Source organism: Glycomyces terrestris (assembly GCF_003933745.1).
GTDB lineage: Bacteria > Actinomycetota > Actinomycetes > Mycobacteriales > Micromonosporaceae > Glycomyces > Glycomyces terrestris.
Window position 1 is genome coordinate 155,523 of the sequence record NZ_RSEB01000005.1, and the last position, 16,270, is coordinate 171,792.

A 16,270-nucleotide genomic window follows, 5' to 3' on the forward strand; every position below is an offset into this window, starting at 1 on the left:
CACCCATCGGGCGGCACCGGACCGGGGCGGCACCCGGCGCGCGCTCAGGCCGCCAGCGCGCCCGAGAGGCGTCCGGCCGCCCGTTCCAGCCTCGCCTCGGCGTCGGCCGCGCCGACGCCGAGTTCGAGCATCACCACCGCGGTCTTCACCCGGTTGTCCGCGGCCGCCAGCGCCGCCTCGGCCTCCTCGGCCCCGGCGCCGGTGATCTCGCGGATCATGCGCACCGCCCGGGCCGCGAGCTTCTGGTTCGCGACCTTCATGTCCACCATGTAGTTCCGATAGACCTTCCCGAGCCGGACCATGGTGATCGTGGAGACCATGTTGAGCACGAACTTCTGGGCGGTCCCCGACTTCAGCCGCGTCGACCCGGCCACCACCTCGGGCCCGACCTCGACCTCGATGCGGTGCTCGGCCGCGTCCGAGAGGACCGTGCCGGCGTTGCACGACAGGCCCACCGTCAGCGCCCCGCGCCGCCGCGCCTCGCGCACGGCCGCGACCACGAACGGGGTGCGGCCGCTCGCGGCCAGGCCCACGACCGCGTCGGCCGGGCCGATCCCGTCGGCCGCGATCGCGGCCGCGCCGGCGGCCTCGTCGTCCTCGGTGCCCTCGACCGCGCCGCCCTCGGCGGCCTTGCCGCCCGCGATGATCGCCTTGACCAGCTCGGGGTCGGTCGAGAACGTGGGCGGGCACTCGGCGGCGTCCATGATCGCCATCCGCCCGGCCGTCCCGGCCCCCACGTACCGCAACCGCCCGCCCTTCGCGAGCCGGTCGGCGATCGCGTCGATCGCGGCGGCCACCTCGGGGAGCACCGCCGCGACGGCGGCGGATACGCTCGCGTCGGCCTCGTTCATGGTCCGGGCCAGGTCGAGGGTCGACAGGCGCTCGATCTCCGCGTAGCGCGGATCGGCCCGCTCGGTCGCCAGCATGGCCAACAGGGTGCGCGCCTCGTGGCGCTCGGTCGGTTCACTCACAGCTGCGAGCGTAGCGCAATGAAGTAAAATTTCACTGGCCCATTCTCAGGTGAAGAATCGCGCCGTCCCGTCGCGGTCCTCCCGCGGGTGTACCGTGACGTCATGCCAGCCAGCCGCACCGACACGCCCAACCTCCTGGTGCTCATCAAGTCGGTCCTGCCCTCCCTGTCGAAGGCGGAGACCAAGGTCGCCCAGGAGATCATCCGCGAGCCCGAGGCCGCCTCGACGCGGACCATCACCGAACTCGCCCGCGCCGCGGGCACCTCCGAGGCCACCGTCGTGCGCTTCTGCCGCTCGCTCGGCCTCGCCGGGCACCGCGAGCTGCGCATGCGCGCCGCCCAGGCCGTCATCGGCACCGGCGACGGCCCCGACCGCGAGATCGCCGGCGGCGACATCCCCACCGGGGCCGACATGTCCCGCATCATCGCCACGGTCTCCTACGCGGACATGGGCGCGATCACCGACACCGCGAACGCCCTCGACACCGCCGCCTGCGAAGCCGCGGTCGCGGCCCTCGCCGGGGCCGGGCGCATCGACGTGTTCGGCGTGGAGGCCTCGGGGATCGTCGCGGCCGACCTCGTCAAGAAGCTGCACCGCATCGGCTCGGTCGCGTACTCGTGGCCCGACGTCCACTCCGCGCTCGTCGCCAGCGCCCTCGCCGGGCCCAAGGACGTCGCCGTCGCGATCTCCCACTCCGGCGCGACGACCGAGACCGTGGAGTTCCTCGAGGCCGCCCGCGACCGGGAGGCGGTCGCCATCGCCATCACCAACCACGCTCGGTCGCCGCTGGCGCAGGTCGCCGACCTGGTGCTCACGACCGCGGCGCGCGAGACGACGTTCCGGTCCGGGGCCACCGTCAGCCGCATCGCCCAGCTCATGGTCGTCGACTGCCTGTTCGTCGGCGTCGCGGCCAAGCAGCGCAAGCGCACCGCGAAGGCGCTCGCCGCGACCGCGGCCGCGGTCTCGCACCGGCAGCGGACGTGACGACCGCGCGCGGCGGTCACCGTCGCCGCGCGCGATCAGCTCGGAAGCCTACCGGTACCGGGCCGCCTCGACCTCGTCGCGCAGCCGCGGGAGCCGGTCGTGGAAGATCCCGGGGCACAGGGTCGAGTTGAAGTCCATGTGGCCGTAGATCTCGCTGGAGGGGATCGCGTACCGCTCGCACGCGTACGCGCACAGCACCACCAGCGCCTCCCATTGGGCCGCAGGGGGGACGGCGCCCGCGTGGTAGGACCCCTCGTTCGAGATCCCCAGCGCGGCCGTGTTCTGGCCCGAGGTGTGGATGCCCTGGATGAAGCGCTGCCCGGCGTGCAGGGCCGCGAGGCTCCCGGTGGTGCCCTCGGTGATCCAGCCGCCGCGGCTGACGATGAAGTTGTAGCCGGTGTCGCGCCAGCCGTTGTCGTCCATGTGGAGGTTCTGGACCCACCTGGCGTGGGCGTGCGCCTGCGCGCGGGAGAAGTCCGAGGTGTTCGGCGCGACCGTGTGGTGCACGATGAGCTTCGCCGGGCGGCGGTCGATCACGGGGTTGGTGCCGGCGGGGCGCCGGGCGCCCCATTCGGCGGTCGCGTCGATGTCGGGTTCGAGGGCGGCGCTGCCGGCGTCGGCGCGGGCCGGGGAGGCGCCGAGCGCGCCGACGCCGGCCGCGGCGATCGCGGCGCCGCCGCCGAGCAGGGCCCGGCGCCGGATGCGGTGGTCGTCCATAGTGGCTCCAAGGGGGGTGTGCGGGGGCCGGGCCGGCCGGCCCGGCCCCCGGGCCGCTAGGTGTTGTTGGCGAGCGCCAGGAGGCGGTCGCGCGCTCCGTTGAAGTAGTTCCGGTCCACGTTCCCGGAGATGCCCGAGACCGAGCCGGTGGAGGTGTACTGCCAGAACGTCCACGTGGTGCTGCTCCACCCGGCCGGGAGCGCCGGGGCCGAGACGCCCCAGTGCGCGATCCACAGGGGGCTGCGCGAGGCCATGCCGGTCCACGAGCCGGTGCAGGTGTTCCACCACGAGGCGGTGGTGTAGATGACGACGTCGCGGCCGGTCCTGGCCTTGTACGTGTTGTAGAAGTCGAGGATCCAGTTGCGCATCCCGGTGGTGCTCAGGCCGTAGCAGGCCGCGCCCGAGGGCGGGGCCTCGAGGTCGAGCGCGCCCGGGAGGGTCAGGTTGTCGGCCGACCAGGCGCCGCCGTTGGAGGCGAAGAAGTTCGCCTGGGTCGCGCCGCTGGAGGCGTTCGGCCGCGCGAAGTGGTAGGCGCCGCGGATGACGCCCGCGGCGTGCGCGGCGGGGTAGTTGTAGTTGAACCGGGGGTCCTTGTAGGTGGTGCCCTCGGTGGCCTTGATGTAGGCGAACTGGACGCCGGAGCTGCGGACGGAGGTCCAGTTGATGGAGCCCTGGTAGTGGGAGACGTCGATGCCCGGGATGCGGGTCTGGGCCTGGGCGGGGCTCGCGACGGCGAGGCCGCCGGCGGTGAGCGCGGCGGCGAGGAGGACGACGACCGCGGTCCGCAGTCCGCGGCGCTGGTCGAGGAGGGCGGCGAGGGCGGTTCGGAGGGTTGCGAAACGGTTCACACGATGCTCCCTGCTTGTCAGGAGATCTGTCATTTGGGTGGAGTGCCTGGTTTGGCGCTCGGCCCCAGTATGGAGACGATCGCCACAAACAGTCAAGCCTGTGAAAATAACTTTCCGTTTCGCGGGGGTGAACGCCCCGGGCGGTGCTCCGGCGCCCGCCTAGTAGCCGAGGCCGTGGCCCAGGGCGTACAGGACGCCGCCCCCGGCGGCCGGCACGTCGACCGGGAGCGTGCCGGTCGGGGCGACGGCGCCGGTGATCACCTTCGCAAGGGCCGCAAGGGAGGGCGCGGCGTAGGAGTACGAGGCGAGGCTGGCGTGGACGGCGCCGAGGTGCGCCGCGTCGTACGGGGTCCCGACGGCGGCGGCGACCACGGGCGCCGGGCCTTCGAGGAGGGCGGCGACGAGCGCGGCCTGCGCGGAGCCGGCCCGCACGTCGCGGGTGGCGACGACGACGAGGTCGCGGCCCGCGGCAGCGGCCTTCGCGGCGGCGATCGCGCCGGCGTCGGGGGCGTCGCCGGTGACGAGCGCTTCGGCGGCGAGCCCCTGCGCGGCGAGCGCCTCGGCGAGGCGCCGCGTCGTGTTCTCGCCCCAGCCGGTCACGAGGACCGATCCGGCCGCGAACGGCAGCGTGCCGTCGTTGGCGAGGAGCGTGACCGAGCGCTCGGCGATGTCCGCGGCGGCGGCCAGGTTCGCGTCCGAGCCGACCGCCTCGGCGGCGGCGCCCTCGTCGGCCTCGGGAGCGTCCACAATGCCGCGCGAATGCTTCAATGCGAGGATGCGGCGCACCGATTCGTCGATGCGGGCCTCGGTGAGCTCGCCGGAGGCGACGGCGTCCAGGACGGCCTCGTACGCGAGCGGGAAGTCCGGCGGCATCAGCAGCAGGTCGGCCCCGGCCAGGAGCGCCAGGACGGGGACGCGGTCGTCGCCGTACTCGGTGCGCACGCCCTGCATGTCGAGCGCGTCGGTGACGACGACGCCGGTGAACCCGAGCCGCTCGCGCAGCAGCCCGGTGAGGATCGGCCGCGAGAGCGTCGCGGGTGCGAGCGAGTCGTCCAGGGCCGGGAACTGGAGGTGCGCGGACATGACCATGTCCGCTCCGGCCTCGATGGCGGCCCGGAACGGCGGGGCGTCGATCCGCTCCCACTCCTCGGCGGTGTGCGTGATGACCGGCAGGCCCACGTGGCTGTCGGTCCCGGTGTCGCCGTGGCCCGGGAAGTGCTTGGCCGAGACCGCCACGCCCCCGGCCTGGTACCCGCGCACCTGCGCGGCCGCGAAGTCGGCCACCAGGGCCGGGTCGGAGCCGAAGGACCGCACCCCGATGACCGGGTTCGCGGGGTCCACATTGACATCGGCGTCGGGCGCGAAGTTCTGGTTCAGCCCCATCGCGCGCAATTCGGCGCCCGCGATCCGCGCGGCCTCCTCGGCCGCCGCGAGGTCGCGCGTGGCGCCCAGCGGCATCGCCCCCGGGAACTGCGTCGCCGGCTCGCCGATGCGCACGACCGAGCCGTACTCCTGGTCGGTCGCGATGAGCAGCGGCACGGTCGAGGCCGCCTGGAGGCCGTTCGAGAGCGCCGCGATCTGCGCCGGGTCCCGCAGGCCGTTCGCCCAGTCGAAGTAGATGACGCCCCCGGGCCGGTACGCCGCGACGAACGCGGCCCCGTTGTCGGCGCCGAGCCGCTCCCGGTTCGCGGCGACCGCGTCCGGATCGTCCGTGTCGGCGCGCTCGCCGTGCACGTACACCATGAACAGCTGGCCGACCTTGTCCTCCAGGGACATCGACGCGAGCAGCTCGCCGACCGGGTCCTGCGTCGTCGTGGCCTCCACCGGCTCGTCCCCCTCCGGCGCATCCTCGCGCTCCGAGGTCGCCTCGGCGACCACCACCCCGCCGCCGACGACCGCGAAGGCCGCCGCGACACTCGAGAGCAGCACGGTCTTGCGGGAGAGCTTCGCCGAACGCACGAGCCCATCCTCGCGCAACCCGCCCCGCCCCGAGCGCCCGCCCCCGCCCGAAACGGCCGAAATCACCCCGGAGACGGCGCGCCGGAGAGGAGCCGAGCTCCTCGCCGGTGGCTTTCGCCCTATTCCGGTCCGATCACTTCCAGCTTCGGAAAGTACGTCTTGAACCGGGCCGTGTCCCGAGTGAGCAGCCGGAGACCCCGAACCATCGCATGGGCTCCGATATAGAGATCCGGCAGAGGCGTGCGCTTCGTGCCGCCGAATTTCTTGTACTGCTGGAATGCCTTGCCCGCAAGGAAGGCCGCCGTGTAGGGAAGCGCCTCCCGCTCCACGACCTGCGGGGGCAGCACCGCGCCGAGCTCTCCGATGCTGTTGAAGCGGTTCGAGACCTCGGCGTAGATGATCGGGTTGATGAAGAGTCCGCCTTCGTTGAGGCAACGGGCTATCGTGCGCTTCGCGGGCGGACCCCACTGTTCGTCCGCCCCGAACACATCGATCCACACATTGCTGTCGACGAGGGTTCCGAGAATTCTAGTCATCGCCGCGAAGCATCGCCATGAGCTCGTCGGTGGTCTTGTCCATGTTCGCCGTGCCCTTGCCGTAGATGCGGCGCACGAACCGCTCCCCCTTGGTGAGGTCGTCATCCACCGGCTTGAGGTAGACCTTGCCCTGCTCGTCGGTGTAGAACTCGAACTCGTCCCCGGCCTGCCAGCCGAATTCCGCGCGGATCTCGGCGGGCACGGTCACCTGGCCCTTGGTGTTCATGAGCATTCCCATCGTTGTCACCTCCCCAAGTTAAGCGATACTCCGGCTCCGTTCTGACATGTTAGCTCTCACCGCGTGTCGCCCACACGTTTCCAAGACGACGAAAGCCGGGCCGGAGCAGGTGCTCCGGCCCGGCTTCGAAAGCCGTCCTAGCGGACTAGAACTTCAGACCGGCCTCGCGGGCGGCGTCGGCCAGGGCCGCGACGCGGCCGTGGTACTTGACGCCGCCGCGGTCGAAGACCACGGCCTCGACGCCGGCGGCCTTGGCGCGCTCGGCGACCAGCTTGCCGACTTCCTTCGCCTTGGCGGTCTTGTCGCCCTCGAAGGCGCGCAGACCGGGCTCGACCGTCGACGCGGCGGCCAGCGTGTGGCCCTGCACGTCGTCGATGACCTGGGCCACGATGTGCTTCGAGGAGCGGAAGACCGCGAGGCGCGGCTGGGCGGCCGTGCCGTTGATCTTCTTGCGGCCGCGGAAGTGGCGGCGGTTCTTGCCGATCCGGCGGCGCTCGGACACCGACCCGGAGGGGCGGCGGTTTTCGAGTTTGCTAGCCATTACTTACCTGCCTTACCGGCCTTGCGGCGGATGCGCTCGTCGACGTACTTCACGCCCTTGCCCTTGTAGGGTTCCGGCGGACGCAGTCGGCGGATGTTCGACGCGACCTGGCCGACGAGCTGCTTGTCGATGCCCTCGACGTGCAGCAGGGTCGGCTTCTCGACGGTGAACGAGATGCCCTCCGGGGCGTCGACCTGGATGGTGTGGGAGAAGCCGAGGCTCATCTCCACGCCCTTGCCCTTGGCCTGCGCCCGGTAACCGGTGCCGTTGATCTCGAGGGACTTCTTGTAGCCCTCCGAGACGCCGACGACCATGTTGTTGACGAGGCTGCGCGCCAGGCCGTGCAGGGCCCGCGACTTGCGCTCGTCGTTCGGGCGGGTCAGCGCGAGCGACCCGTCCTCGTTCTTCTCGATGCCGATCGGCTCGGGCAGCTCGCGCACGAGCTGGCCCTTGGGGCCCTTCACGGTCACCGTCGCGCCATCGATCTTGACGTCGACGCCGGAGGGCACCAGAATCGGCTGCTTCCCAATGCGGGACATGCTTATACCCTCCTGCTACCAGACGTAGGCGATGACTTCGCCGCCCACGCCGCGCTTGCGAGCCTGGCGGTCGGTCAGCAGGCCCTGGGACGTGGACACGATGGCCACACCCAGGCCGCCGAGGACGCGCGGCAGCTCAGTGGACTTGGCGTAGACCCGCAGGCCCGGCTTGGAGACGCGGCGCAGGCCCGCCAGGGACCGCTCGCGGCGCTCGCCGAACTTCAGGTCGATCACCAGGGTCTTGCCGACTTTGCCCTCCTCAGGCTCCTCGGCGCGCCAGTCGGCGATGTAGCCCTCCTGCTTGAGGACCTCGGCGATGGAGGCCTTCATCTTGGAGTGCGGCATCGACAGCGAGTCGTGGTATGCCTGGTTGGCGTTCCGCAGACGGGTCAGCATGTCTGCGATCGGGTCGGTCATTGTCATTAGCGTTGTATACCTTTCTCACCCCGGTTCCCCGCCTTGTGAACCATGGCGGGGCCTGTGGCGATCGGAGCTGTGGGCCTGGGGTTACCAGGAAGCCTTGTGGACGCCCGGGAGTTCACCCGCGTGGGCCATGTCGCGCACGCAGACGCGGCACAGGCCGAACTTGCGGTAGACGGCCTTCGGCCGGCCGCACTTCTGGCAGCGGGTGTAGGCGCGCACGGCGAACTTCGGCTTCCGCTTGGCCTTCGCGATGAGGGCTTTCTTCGCCATTAGTCGTTCTCCTTGAACGGGAAGCCGAGCAGCTTCAGGAAGGCCCGGCCTTCGTCGTCGGTCTTCGCGGTGGTCACCAGGGTGATGTCCATGCCGCGAACCCGGTCGATCTTGTCCTGGTCGATCTCGGGGAACACGGACTGCTCCGTGAGACCGAAGGTGTAGTTCCCGTTGCCGTCGAACTGCTGGTCCGAGAGCCCGCGGAAGTCGCGGATGCGCGGCAGCGCGATCGCCAGCAGGCGGTCGAGGAACTCCCACATGCGGTCGCCGCGGAGGGTCACCTTCGCGCCGATCGCCTGGCCCTCGCGCAGCTTGAACTGCGCGATCGACTTCTTGGCCCGGCGGACCAGGGGCTTCTGCCCGGTGATCGTCGCCAGGTCCTCGAGCGCACCGTTGATGAGCTTCGAGTCGCGGGCGGCCTCGCCGACACCCATGTTCACCACGATCTTGGTCAGACCGGGGATCTGGTGGATGTTGGTGTAGTTGAACTGCTCCTGGAGCGCCGGACGGATGTCGGAGCGGTAGGTCTCCTTCAGCCGCGGCTGCACCTTCTCTGCAACGTCAGTCATTACAGGTCCTTACCCGTCCGCTTCGAAACGCGGACCTTGCGGCCGTCGTCGCCGAACCGGTAGCCGACGCGGGTCGGCTGGTTGTCGGCGTCGAGCACCTGCACGTTCGACACGTGGATCGCCGACTCCTGGACGACGATGCCGCCCGTCTTCGATCCGCGAGCCGTCTGGCCGGCCTTGGTGTGCTTGGTGATGCGGTTGACACCCTCGACGAGCACGCGCTCGCGGTCGGGGTACGCCTCCAGCACCAGGCCCTCGGCGCCCTTGTCCTTGCCCGCGATGACGCGGACGCGGTCGCCCTTCTTGATCTTCATCTCTTACAGCACCTCCGGTGCGAGGGAGATGATCTTCATGAACTGCTTGTCGCGCAGTTCGCGGGCGACCGGCCCGAAGATGCGGGTCCCTCGCGGTTCGCCGTCCTTGACGAGGACGGCGGCGTTCTCGTCGAACTTGATGTACGTGCCGTCAGGACGGCGCGTCTCCTTGACCGTGCGCACGATGACGGCCTTGACGACGTCGCCCTTCTTCACCCCGGCACCCGGGGTGGCGTCCTTGACGGAGGCGACGATCGTGTCGCCGATACCGGCGTAGCGTCGGCCGGAGCCGCCGAGGACACGGATGCACAGGATCTCCCGCGCACCGGTGTTGTCGGCGACCTTGAGCCGCGACTCTTGCTGAATCACGTCCCGATCCCCCTACTTCGCCTTCTCGAGGATCTCGACGATGCGGAACCGCTTGGTCTTCGACAGCGGCCGGGTCTCCATGATGGTGACGCGGTCGCCGATGCCGGCCTCGTTGTTCTCGTCGTGAGCCTTGTACTTCTTGTTGGACTTGATGACCTTGCCGTACAGCGGGTGCTTCTTGCGGTCCTCGACCTCGACGACAGCGGTCTTGTCCATCTTGTCGCCGACGACCAGGCCCTCGAGGACCTTGCGCCGACCGCGAGTCTGAGTCTCCTCGCTCACTTCTCAACCTCCTCCGGCGCGGCGCTGAGGCCCAGCCGGCGCTCGTTCATGACGGTGTAGATCCGCGCGATCTCCTTGCGGACCAGGCCGAGCTGGTGGTTGTTCTCCAACTGCCCGGTCGCGTGGCGCACCCGGAGGTTGAACAGCTCTTCCTTCTTCTCCAGGAGCTTCGCCTGGAGTTCCTTCTCGCTGAGCTCGCGCAGCTCACCGGTGTCGATACCAGTAGCCATCACTACTCACCTGCCCCTTCGCGAGAGACGATGCGGCACTTCATCGGGAGCTTGTGGATCGCCCGCTGGAGCGCCTCGTGCGCGGTCGCCTCGTTCGGGAACGAGAGCTCGAACATGACGCGGCCCGGCTTGACGTTCGCCACCCAGTACTCGGGCGAGCCCTTACCGGAACCCTGACGGGTCTCGGCCGGCTTCTTGGTGATCGCGCGGTCCGGGAAGATCGTGATCCACACCTTGCCGCCACGCTTGATGTGGCGGGTCATGGCGATACGAGCGGACTCGATCTGGCGGTTGGTCACGTAGCTGTGCTCCAGCGCCTGGATGCCGTACTCGCCGAAGGAGACCTTCGTGCCGCGAGTGGCCTTGCCCTTGCGCTTCGGAGCGTGAGGCTTCCGGTAACCGCGCGGCGGTTTCCGTGGCATGAGCATGTCGCTTAGCCCTCCTGCTTCTCAGTTGCGGGCGCAGCGGCGGCGGCCTCGGCAGGCTGCGCGGCGCCGCGGCCGCCACGGCCCCGACCACCGCGAGCGGCACCCGCGCCGCCGCGGCCACCGCGTCCACCGCGGTCACCGCCGGCGTCGCGACGACGCTGCACCTGCTCGGCCTGCTCCTTGAGCGTGGCCTCGCCCTTGTAGATCCACACCTTCACGCCGATGCGGCCGAAGGTGGTGTGGGCCTCGAACAGGCCGTAGTCGATGTTCGCGCGCAGCGTGTGCAGCGGGACCTGGCCCTCGCGGTACTGCTCCGAGCGGGACATCTCGGCGCCGCCGAGGCGGCCCGAGCACTGCACCTTGATGCCCTTGACGGTCGGGTTGCGCATGGCCGACTGGATGGCCTTGCGCATCGCGCGACGGAAGTTGACGCGGCTGGACAGCTGCTCGGCCACGCCCTGCGCGACGAGCTGCGCGTCGACGTCGGGGTTCTTGACCTCGATGATGTTCAGCTGGACCTGCTTGCCGGTCAGCTTCTCCAGGTTGCCGCGCAGACGATCGGCCTCGGCGCCCTTGCGGCCGATGACGATGCCCGGGCGGGCGGTGTGGATGTCGACGCGGACCCGCTCGCGGGTGCGCTCGATGTCGACCTTGCTGATGCCGGCGCGCTCGAGACCCTGGGTCATGAGCTTGCGGATCTTCACGTCCTCGCCGACGTACTCGGCGTACTCCTTGTCGGCGTACCAACGCGACGTCCAGTCGGCGCTGATGCCGAGGCGGTACCCGTGCGGGTGGATTTTCTGACCCATTACTCGGTCTCCTCCTTCTCAGCGTTCTCGTTGGACTTCTCGTTGGCCTCGACCGGCTTCGGGGCGGCGGCCTTGGGGCGGCGCACCGAAGGGGCGGACGACTGCTTGGCCTGGACCGACTCGACCACCACGGTGATGTGGCTGGTGCGCTTGTTGATCCGGTAGGCGCGACCGTGGGCGCGCGGACGGTACCGGCGCATGGTCGGGCCCTCGTCGACCTTGATCTCGGACACCAGGAGCGATTCCGGGTCGAGACCGAGGTTGTTCTCGGCGTTCGCCTGAGCCGACGCGATGACCTTGTAGACGACCTCGGCCGCGCTGAACGGCGCGAACTCGAGGGTCGTCAGGGCCTCGTCCACAGGCAGGCCACGCACGAGGTCGACGACGCGGCGCGCCTTGCGAGGTGCTACGCGGACGTACCGCGCCACCGCGCGCGCCTTCGGAGCCTCCTGCTCCACTGTTGCCATCGTTCTAAATCCTTCGTTCGTTTCTCAAACCCGTGGCCTAGCGGCGACGGCTCTTCCGGTCGTCCTTCTCGTGCCCGCGGAACGTGCGGGTCGGAGCGAACTCGCCGAGCTTGTGCCCGACCATGTTCTCCGTGACGTAGACCGGAACGTGCTTGCGACCGTCGTGGACGCCGAAGGTCAGCCCGATGAAGTCCGGGGTGATCGTCGAACGGCGCGACCAGGTCTTGATGACGTTCTTGCTCTTGGTCTCGACGGCGGCGTCCACCTTCTTCTGCAGGTGGTCGTCGACGAACGGACCCTTCTTGAGGCTGCGAGCCATGGCTTACTTACCCCGCTTCCGGTTGGCGTGGCGACGGCGCACGATGAGCCGGTCGGTCGGGTGGTTCTTCTTCCGGGTGCGACCCTCGGGCTTGCCCTGCGGGTTCACCGGGTGGCGACCACCGGACGTGCGGCCTTCACCACCACCGTGCGGGTGGTCGACCGGGTTCATGACGACACCGCGGACGGTCGGGCGCCAGCCCTTCCAGCGCATGCGGCCGGCCTTGCCCCAGTTGATGTTGCCCTGCTCGGCGTTGCCGACCTCGCCGATGGAGGCGCGGCAGGTCACCTGGACCAGGCGGATCTCGCCGGAGGGCATGCGCAGGTGCGCGTACTTGCCTTCGCGGGCGAGCAGCTGGATCGAGGCGCCGGCCGAGCGGCCCAGGGCGGCGCCGCCGCCGGGCTTGAGCTCCACCGCGTGGACCGTGGTACCGACCGGGATGTGGCGCAGCTCCAGCGAGTTGCCCGGCTTGATGTCGGCCGCCGGGCCGTTCTCGATGGTGTCACCCTGCTTGATGCCCTTGGGGGCCAGGATGTAGCGCTTCTCGCCGTCCGCGTAGTGCAGCAGCGCGATGTTCGCGGTCCGGTTCGGGTCGTACTCGATGTGCGCGACCTTCGCGGGGATGCCGTCCTTGTCGTGGCGACGGAAGTCGATCACGCGGTAGCGGCGCTTGTGCCCGCCGCCGCGGTGACGCGTCGAGATCTTGCCCGAGTTGTTGCGGCCGCCGGTCTTGGAGATCGGGCGCAGCAGCGACTTCTCGGGGGTCGAACGGGTGATCTCGGCGAAGTCGGAGACGCTGGAGCCACGACGCCCGGGCGTCGTCGGCTTGTACTTGCGAATAGCCATATCGGTTAACTCCCTGCGTCTCTTAGGCGATCTGTCCGCCGAAGATCTCACCCAGGCGACCGGGGTCGCCCTCGACGGTGACGATCGCGTGCTTGACGCTCTTGCGCTGGCCCCAACCGGTCCGGGTGCGCTTGCGCTTGCCCGAGCGGTTCAGGGTGTTGACGCTCTTGACGTCCACGTCGAAGATCTGCTTGATCGCGATCTTGATGTGGCTCTTGTTGGCGCGCGGGTCGACCTCGAAGGTGTACTTGCCCTCGCCGAGGAGGGTGTAGGTCTTCTCCGAGATGACCGGCTTGATGATGATGTCGCGCGGGTCGGCGACGGTCACTTCGCTCACGCCGCGACCTCCTGATCGGTCCGGTCAGCGATGAACGCCTCGATGGCGGCCTCGCTGAACACGATGTCCTCGTTGTTGAGCACGTCGTAGGTGTTGACCTGGCCCCAGTCGAGGAGGTGCACCTCGGGGAGGTTGCGCAGGCTGCGGGCCGCGGTCTCCTCCTCGCGGGAGAGGACCACGAGGACCTTCTTCGCCGAGGTGATCGCCTCGAGGGCGGCCTTGGCGGTCTTGGTCTTCGGGGTCTCGTCCGCGATGAACGAGTCGATGACGTGCACGTTGTCGCCGCGCACCCGGTCGGTGAGGGCGCCCGCGAGAGCGGCGGCCTTCATCTTCTTCGGGGTGCGCTCGGCGAACGACCGCGGCTTGGGGCCGTGGACGACGCCGCCGCCGGCGAACTGCGGGGCGCGGGTCGAGCCCTGGCGGGCGCGGCCGGTGCCCTTCTGCCGGTACGGCTTCTTGCCACCGCCGCGGACCTCGCCGCGGGTCTTGGTGTTGGCCGAGCCCGAGCGGGCGGCCGCAAGCTGCGCCGTCACGACCTGGTGCATGAGCGGGATGTTCGGCTCGACGTCGAAGATCGACGCCGGGAGCTCGATGGTCTTCCCGGTCTCCTCGCCAGAGGCGTTCTTGACGTTGATTTCAAGGCTCATGGTTATGCCACCTGCTTCACTGCGGAGCGGACGAGCACCAGGCCGTTCTTCGGTCCGGGCACGGCGCCGACGATGAGCAGGAGCCCGCGCTCGGCGTCGACCGCCTGGACGCGCAGGTTCTGCGTGGTGTGGCGCGAGCCGCCGTGGCGGCCGGCCATGCGCATGCCCTTGAAGACGCGACCGGGGGTCGCGCAGCCGCCGATGGAGCCGGGGGCGCGGTGCACCTTGTGCGCACCGTGGCTGGCGGGGAGACCGCCGAAGCCGTGGCGCTTCATGACGCCCGCGAAGCCCTTGCCCTTGGTGGTGCCGGTGACGTCGACGATCTGGCCGGCCTCGAAGGTCGTGGCCTCGATCGTCTGGCCGAGCTCGTAGTCGGCGGCGTCCGAGGTGCGCAGCTCGACGAGGTGGCGACGCGGAGCGACGCCGGCCTTCTCGAAGTGACCCTGGAGCGGCTTGGTGACGTTCTTGAGTTTGATGTCGCCGAAGCCCAGCTGGACGGCGGCGTAGCCGTCGACGTCGGGCTTGCGGACCTGGGTGACCACGTTCGGGCCGGCCTGCACCACAGTGACGGGAACGGCGCGGCCGTTCTCGTCCCAAACCTGGGTCATGCCGAGCTTGGTGCCCAGGATTCCCTTGATCTGCCTGTCCATTGGTCCCCTACAGCTTGATCTCGATGTCGACGCCGGCCGGGAGGTCAAGGCGCATCAACGAGTCGACCGTCTTCGGGGTCGGGTCGAGGATGTCGATGAGGCGCTTGTGCGTGCGCATCTCGAAGTGCTCGCGCGAGTCCTTGTACTTGTGCGGCGACCGGATGACGCAGAAACGGTTGATCTCGGTCGGCAGCGGCACCGGCCCGGAGATGGCAGCACCGGTACGGGTGACCGTCTCCACGATCTTGCGGGCCGAGGAGTCCACGACCTCGTGGTCGTAGGCCTTCAGCCTGATGCGGATCTTCTGTCCCGCCATGTGTCCTAACCTAACGTAAATTGGCTGTTCAGACCGCTCCACGCGGTCGGGCGTGTCGCGAGTTTGAGACTGGCCCGGGCACGCGAATGCCCGCTGCTGGTCTTTCTGGCTCGCCCGCCTGCCCGTCGTGAACGGTCCCTCTCAGCACAGCAACAGCGCCTACTAGGGCCCGCGGGCCGGGCGTGAGCACCGCGCACGTCGAAAGCGCGCAGGTGCGAACGCAACCTGAATATTATGCCCGGTCCCCCGAATGCCCAGCAAGCTGGGGTCGGGGAACAGTGGGGCAGGTTACGCGTATGCAGCTCTCACGGCCTCCGGAACGCCCGTCGCGGGCGTCCCCGGAAGCGAATGAACCGGGGTGGCCCCAGCGGGACCACCCCGGTGTCCGGTCTTACTTGATGACCTTGGTGACGCGGCCGGAGCCGACGGTGCGGCCACCCTCGCGGATCGCGAAGAGCAGGCCCTCGTCCATGGCGATGGGCTGGATGAGCTCCACCTTCATGTCGGTGTTGTCACCCGGCATGACCATCTCGGTGCCCTCGGGGAGGGTCACGACGCCGGTCACGTCGGTGGTCCGGAAGTAGAACTGCGGACGGTAGTTGTTGAAGAACGGCGTGTGGCGGCCGCCCTCGTCCTTGGACAGGATGTAGACCGCGGCCTCGAAGTCGGTGTGCGGGGTGGTCGTGCCCGGCTTGACGACGACCATGCCGCGCTCGACCTCTTCGCGCTTGGTGCCGCGGAGCAGGAGGCCCACGTTCTCACCGGCGCGCGCGTCGTCGAGGGTCTTGCGGAACATCTCGATGGCGGTCACCTTGGTGGTGATGGCGCCCTCGCGGATGCCGACGATCTCGACGTCCTCGTTCGGGAGGAGCACACCGCGCTCCACACGACCGGTGACGACGGTGCCGCGGCCCGTGATGGTGAAGACGTCCTCGATCGGCATGAGGAACGGCAGGTCGGTGGCGCGCTCCGGCTCCGGGACCGAGTCGTCGACGGCCTGCATGAGCTCGGCGACGGCGTCGACCCACTTCTGCTCGCCCTCGAGGGCGCCCAGCGCGGAGACCTGGACCACCGGAGCGTCGTCGCCGGGGAAGCCCTGGTCGGACAGCAGCTCGCGGACCTCCATCTCGACGAGCTCGAGGATCTCCTCGTCGTCGACCATGTCGGACTTGTTGAGGGCCACGACGACGTACGGGACGCCGACCTGGCGGGCGAGCAGGACGTGCTCGCGGGTCTGCGGCATGGGGCCGTCGGCGGCGGACACGACCAGGATCGCGCCGTCCATCTGGGCGGCACCGGTGATCATGTTCTTGATGTAGTCGGCGTGCCCGGGGCAGTCGACGTGCGCGTAGTGACGGGCCTCGGTCTGGTACTCGACGTGCGAGATCGAGATGGTGATACCGCGCTGGCGCTCCTCGGGAGCGTTGTCGATCTCGTCGAACGGCGTGTACGGGTTGAGGTCCGGGAACTTGTCGTGCAGAACCTTGGTGATCGCCGCGGTGAGCGTGGTCTTGCCGTGGTCGACGTGACCGAGCGTACCGATGTTGACGTGCGGCTTGTTCCGCTCGAACTTGGCCTTTGCCACTTCGTCCTCCTGTGGACTGGGTAAATCTGGTTTGACTTATCTGACCTATTGCGTCGCTTCGGATATCAGCGCCTCT

26 protein-coding genes are annotated in these 16,270 nt (G+C 69.4%); 1 reads left to right on the top strand and 25 read right to left on the bottom strand.

The window, feature by feature from the left end; all coding sequences use genetic code 11:
- Positions 1 to 44: 44 nt before the first annotated feature.
- Positions 45 to 971, bottom strand: a complete 927-nt coding sequence (gene murQ / locus EIW28_RS18515) for an N-acetylmuramic acid 6-phosphate etherase (RefSeq protein ID WP_232014047.1) — start codon at positions 969 to 971, stop codon at positions 45 to 47.
- Positions 972 to 1,073: 102 nt separating this feature from the next.
- On the opposite strand from murQ, the gene EIW28_RS18520 reads away from it, so the two are divergent.
- A complete protein-coding gene (locus EIW28_RS18520; RefSeq protein WP_125249203.1) occupies positions 1,074 to 1,955 on the top strand; it encodes a MurR/RpiR family transcriptional regulator in 882 nt (293 codons plus the stop codon).
- A 48-nt stretch (positions 1,956 to 2,003) separates the two neighbouring features.
- On the opposite strand, the gene EIW28_RS18525 is transcribed toward EIW28_RS18520, so the two are convergent.
- The 24 genes from EIW28_RS18525 to tuf form a co-directional block, all read right to left on the bottom strand.
- Positions 2,004 to 2,672 (bottom strand): peptidoglycan recognition protein family protein, encoded by a 669-nt coding sequence (locus EIW28_RS18525; RefSeq protein ID WP_125249204.1) that lies wholly within the window; start codon positions 2,670 to 2,672, stop codon positions 2,004 to 2,006.
- Between the two features lie 56 nt (positions 2,673 to 2,728).
- The gene (locus tag EIW28_RS18530; protein ID WP_232014048.1) at positions 2,729 to 3,520 is read right to left on the bottom strand and encodes a lysozyme; all 792 of its coding nucleotides are present in this window, start codon (positions 3,518 to 3,520) and stop codon (positions 2,729 to 2,731) included.
- 159 nt (positions 3,521 to 3,679) lie between these two features.
- Positions 3,680 to 5,479, bottom strand: a complete 1,800-nt coding sequence (locus EIW28_RS18535; protein WP_125249206.1) for a glycoside hydrolase family 3 protein — start codon at positions 5,477 to 5,479, stop codon at positions 3,680 to 3,682.
- A 119-nt stretch (positions 5,480 to 5,598) separates the two neighbouring features.
- Positions 5,599 to 6,015, bottom strand: coding sequence for a type II toxin-antitoxin system VapC family toxin (locus EIW28_RS18540; protein ID WP_125249207.1), 417 nt, complete (start codon positions 6,013 to 6,015; stop codon positions 5,599 to 5,601).
- The gene (locus EIW28_RS18545) at positions 6,008 to 6,253 is read right to left on the bottom strand and encodes an AbrB/MazE/SpoVT family DNA-binding domain-containing protein (protein WP_232014073.1); all 246 of its coding nucleotides are present in this window, start codon (positions 6,251 to 6,253) and stop codon (positions 6,008 to 6,010) included. The genes EIW28_RS18540 and EIW28_RS18545 overlap by 8 nt, the downstream gene beginning before the upstream one ends.
- Before the next feature lie 145 nt (positions 6,254 to 6,398).
- Entirely contained in the window at positions 6,399 to 6,794 is a 396-nt protein-coding gene (gene rplR, locus EIW28_RS18550; RefSeq protein WP_125249209.1) for a 50S ribosomal protein L18, read from the bottom strand.
- The gene (gene rplF, locus EIW28_RS18555; protein ID WP_125249210.1) at positions 6,794 to 7,333 is read right to left on the bottom strand and encodes a 50S ribosomal protein L6; all 540 of its coding nucleotides are present in this window, start codon (positions 7,331 to 7,333) and stop codon (positions 6,794 to 6,796) included. Before rplF ends, rplR begins: the two co-directional genes overlap by 1 nt.
- 15 nt (positions 7,334 to 7,348) lie before the next feature.
- Complete coding sequence (gene rpsH / locus EIW28_RS18560) at positions 7,349 to 7,756, bottom strand: 30S ribosomal protein S8 (protein WP_125249211.1); 408 nt, start codon at positions 7,754 to 7,756, stop codon at positions 7,349 to 7,351.
- 84 nt (positions 7,757 to 7,840) lie between these two features.
- Complete coding sequence (locus EIW28_RS18565) at positions 7,841 to 8,026, bottom strand: type Z 30S ribosomal protein S14 (RefSeq protein WP_030155111.1); 186 nt, start codon at positions 8,024 to 8,026, stop codon at positions 7,841 to 7,843.
- The gene (rplE, locus tag EIW28_RS18570) at positions 8,026 to 8,595 is read right to left on the bottom strand and encodes a 50S ribosomal protein L5 (protein WP_125249212.1); all 570 of its coding nucleotides are present in this window, start codon (positions 8,593 to 8,595) and stop codon (positions 8,026 to 8,028) included. Before rplE ends, EIW28_RS18565 begins: the two co-directional genes overlap by 1 nt.
- Complete coding sequence (gene rplX, locus EIW28_RS18575; RefSeq protein ID WP_125249213.1) at positions 8,595 to 8,909, bottom strand: 50S ribosomal protein L24; 315 nt, start codon at positions 8,907 to 8,909, stop codon at positions 8,595 to 8,597. The genes rplE and rplX overlap by 1 nt, the downstream gene beginning before the upstream one ends.
- Positions 8,910 to 8,912: 3 nt before the next feature.
- Complete coding sequence (rplN, locus tag EIW28_RS18580; protein WP_091039823.1) at positions 8,913 to 9,278, bottom strand: 50S ribosomal protein L14; 366 nt, start codon at positions 9,276 to 9,278, stop codon at positions 8,913 to 8,915.
- A 12-nt stretch (positions 9,279 to 9,290) separates the two neighbouring features.
- Positions 9,291 to 9,560, bottom strand: coding sequence for a 30S ribosomal protein S17 (gene rpsQ, locus EIW28_RS18585; RefSeq protein ID WP_125249214.1), 270 nt, complete (start codon positions 9,558 to 9,560; stop codon positions 9,291 to 9,293).
- Positions 9,557 to 9,790 carry a 50S ribosomal protein L29 gene (gene rpmC, locus EIW28_RS18590; protein ID WP_125249215.1) on the bottom strand — a complete coding sequence of 78 codons (234 nt, stop codon included), beginning with the start codon at positions 9,788 to 9,790 and terminating at the stop codon, positions 9,557 to 9,559. Before rpmC ends, rpsQ begins: the two co-directional genes overlap by 4 nt.
- Before the next feature lie 2 nt (positions 9,791 to 9,792).
- On the bottom strand, positions 9,793 to 10,218 hold the full coding sequence (gene rplP, locus EIW28_RS18595; protein ID WP_125249216.1) for a 50S ribosomal protein L16: 426 nt from the start codon (positions 10,216 to 10,218) through the stop codon (positions 9,793 to 9,795).
- Positions 10,219 to 10,223: 5 nt separating this feature from the next.
- Positions 10,224 to 11,027, bottom strand: coding sequence for a 30S ribosomal protein S3 (gene rpsC / locus EIW28_RS18600; protein ID WP_125249217.1), 804 nt, complete (start codon positions 11,025 to 11,027; stop codon positions 10,224 to 10,226).
- Positions 11,027 to 11,494, bottom strand: coding sequence for a 50S ribosomal protein L22 (gene rplV, locus EIW28_RS18605; protein ID WP_125249218.1), 468 nt, complete (start codon positions 11,492 to 11,494; stop codon positions 11,027 to 11,029). Before rplV ends, rpsC begins: the two co-directional genes overlap by 1 nt.
- 37 nt (positions 11,495 to 11,531) lie before the next feature.
- Positions 11,532 to 11,813 carry a 30S ribosomal protein S19 gene (gene rpsS / locus EIW28_RS18610; protein WP_125249219.1) on the bottom strand — a complete coding sequence of 94 codons (282 nt, stop codon included), beginning with the start codon at positions 11,811 to 11,813 and terminating at the stop codon, positions 11,532 to 11,534.
- A gap of 3 nt (positions 11,814 to 11,816) precedes the next feature.
- On the bottom strand, positions 11,817 to 12,659 hold the full coding sequence (rplB, locus tag EIW28_RS18615; protein WP_125249220.1) for a 50S ribosomal protein L2: 843 nt from the start codon (positions 12,657 to 12,659) through the stop codon (positions 11,817 to 11,819).
- Between the two features lie 22 nt (positions 12,660 to 12,681).
- A complete protein-coding gene (gene rplW, locus EIW28_RS18620; RefSeq protein WP_091053655.1) occupies positions 12,682 to 12,996 on the bottom strand; it encodes a 50S ribosomal protein L23 in 315 nt (104 codons plus the stop codon).
- The gene (gene rplD / locus EIW28_RS18625; protein WP_125249221.1) at positions 12,993 to 13,643 is read right to left on the bottom strand and encodes a 50S ribosomal protein L4; all 651 of its coding nucleotides are present in this window, start codon (positions 13,641 to 13,643) and stop codon (positions 12,993 to 12,995) included. Before rplD ends, rplW begins: the two co-directional genes overlap by 4 nt.
- 2 nt (positions 13,644 to 13,645) lie before the next feature.
- Positions 13,646 to 14,293: a 50S ribosomal protein L3 gene (gene rplC, locus EIW28_RS18630; RefSeq protein WP_125249222.1), complete on the bottom strand. Its 648-nt coding sequence runs from the start codon at positions 14,291 to 14,293 to the stop codon at positions 13,646 to 13,648.
- 7 nt (positions 14,294 to 14,300) lie between these two features.
- On the bottom strand, positions 14,301 to 14,609 hold the full coding sequence (gene rpsJ, locus EIW28_RS18635) for a 30S ribosomal protein S10 (protein WP_026922761.1): 309 nt from the start codon (positions 14,607 to 14,609) through the stop codon (positions 14,301 to 14,303).
- Positions 14,610 to 15,000: 391 nt separating this feature from the next.
- The gene (tuf, locus tag EIW28_RS18640; protein ID WP_125249223.1) at positions 15,001 to 16,194 is read right to left on the bottom strand and encodes an elongation factor Tu; all 1,194 of its coding nucleotides are present in this window, start codon (positions 16,192 to 16,194) and stop codon (positions 15,001 to 15,003) included.
- Positions 16,195 to 16,270: the final 76 nt, after the last annotated feature.

Coding starts and splice junctions, on each gene's coding strand:
- rplF (WP_125249210.1), bottom strand. CDS start 7,333: ATGTCCCGCATTGGGAAGCAGCCGATTCTGGTGCCCTCCGGCGTCGAC.
- rpsH (WP_125249211.1), bottom strand. CDS start 7,756: ATGACAATGACCGACCCGATCGCAGACATGCTGACCCGTCTGCGGAAC.
- rplB (WP_125249220.1), bottom strand. CDS start 12,659: ATGGCTATTCGCAAGTACAAGCCGACGACGCCCGGGCGTCGTGGCTCC.
- rplC (WP_125249222.1), bottom strand. CDS start 14,293: ATGGACAGGCAGATCAAGGGAATCCTGGGCACCAAGCTCGGCATGACC.
- EIW28_RS18525 (WP_125249204.1), bottom strand. CDS start 2,672: ATGGACGACCACCGCATCCGGCGCCGGGCCCTGCTCGGCGGCGGCGCC.
- rplV (WP_125249218.1), bottom strand. CDS start 11,494: ATGGCAACAGTGGAGCAGGAGGCTCCGAAGGCGCGCGCGGTGGCGCGG.
- rpmC (WP_125249215.1), bottom strand. CDS start 9,790: ATGGCTACTGGTATCGACACCGGTGAGCTGCGCGAGCTCAGCGAGAAG.
- rplR (WP_125249209.1), bottom strand. CDS start 6,794: ATGGCTAGCAAACTCGAAAACCGCCGCCCCTCCGGGTCGGTGTCCGAG.
- EIW28_RS18540 (WP_125249207.1), bottom strand. CDS start 6,015: ATGACTAGAATTCTCGGAACCCTCGTCGACAGCAATGTGTGGATCGAT.
- rpsJ (WP_026922761.1), bottom strand. CDS start 14,609: ATGGCGGGACAGAAGATCCGCATCAGGCTGAAGGCCTACGACCACGAG.
- rpsS (WP_125249219.1), bottom strand. CDS start 11,813: ATGGCTCGCAGCCTCAAGAAGGGTCCGTTCGTCGACGACCACCTGCAG.
- rplD (WP_125249221.1), bottom strand. CDS start 13,643: ATGAGCCTTGAAATCAACGTCAAGAACGCCTCTGGCGAGGAGACCGGG.
- EIW28_RS18545 (WP_232014073.1), bottom strand. CDS start 6,253: ATGGGAATGCTCATGAACACCAAGGGCCAGGTGACCGTGCCCGCCGAG.
- rplX (WP_125249213.1), bottom strand. CDS start 8,909: ATGAAGATCAAGAAGGGCGACCGCGTCCGCGTCATCGCGGGCAAGGAC.
- EIW28_RS18520 (WP_125249203.1), top strand. CDS start 1,074: ATGCCAGCCAGCCGCACCGACACGCCCAACCTCCTGGTGCTCATCAAG.
- EIW28_RS18565 (WP_030155111.1), bottom strand. CDS start 8,026: ATGGCGAAGAAAGCCCTCATCGCGAAGGCCAAGCGGAAGCCGAAGTTC.
- rpsC (WP_125249217.1), bottom strand. CDS start 11,027: ATGGGTCAGAAAATCCACCCGCACGGGTACCGCCTCGGCATCAGCGCC.
- rplP (WP_125249216.1), bottom strand. CDS start 10,218: ATGCTCATGCCACGGAAACCGCCGCGCGGTTACCGGAAGCCTCACGCT.
- rplE (WP_125249212.1), bottom strand. CDS start 8,595: ATGACTGACGTTGCAGAGAAGGTGCAGCCGCGGCTGAAGGAGACCTAC.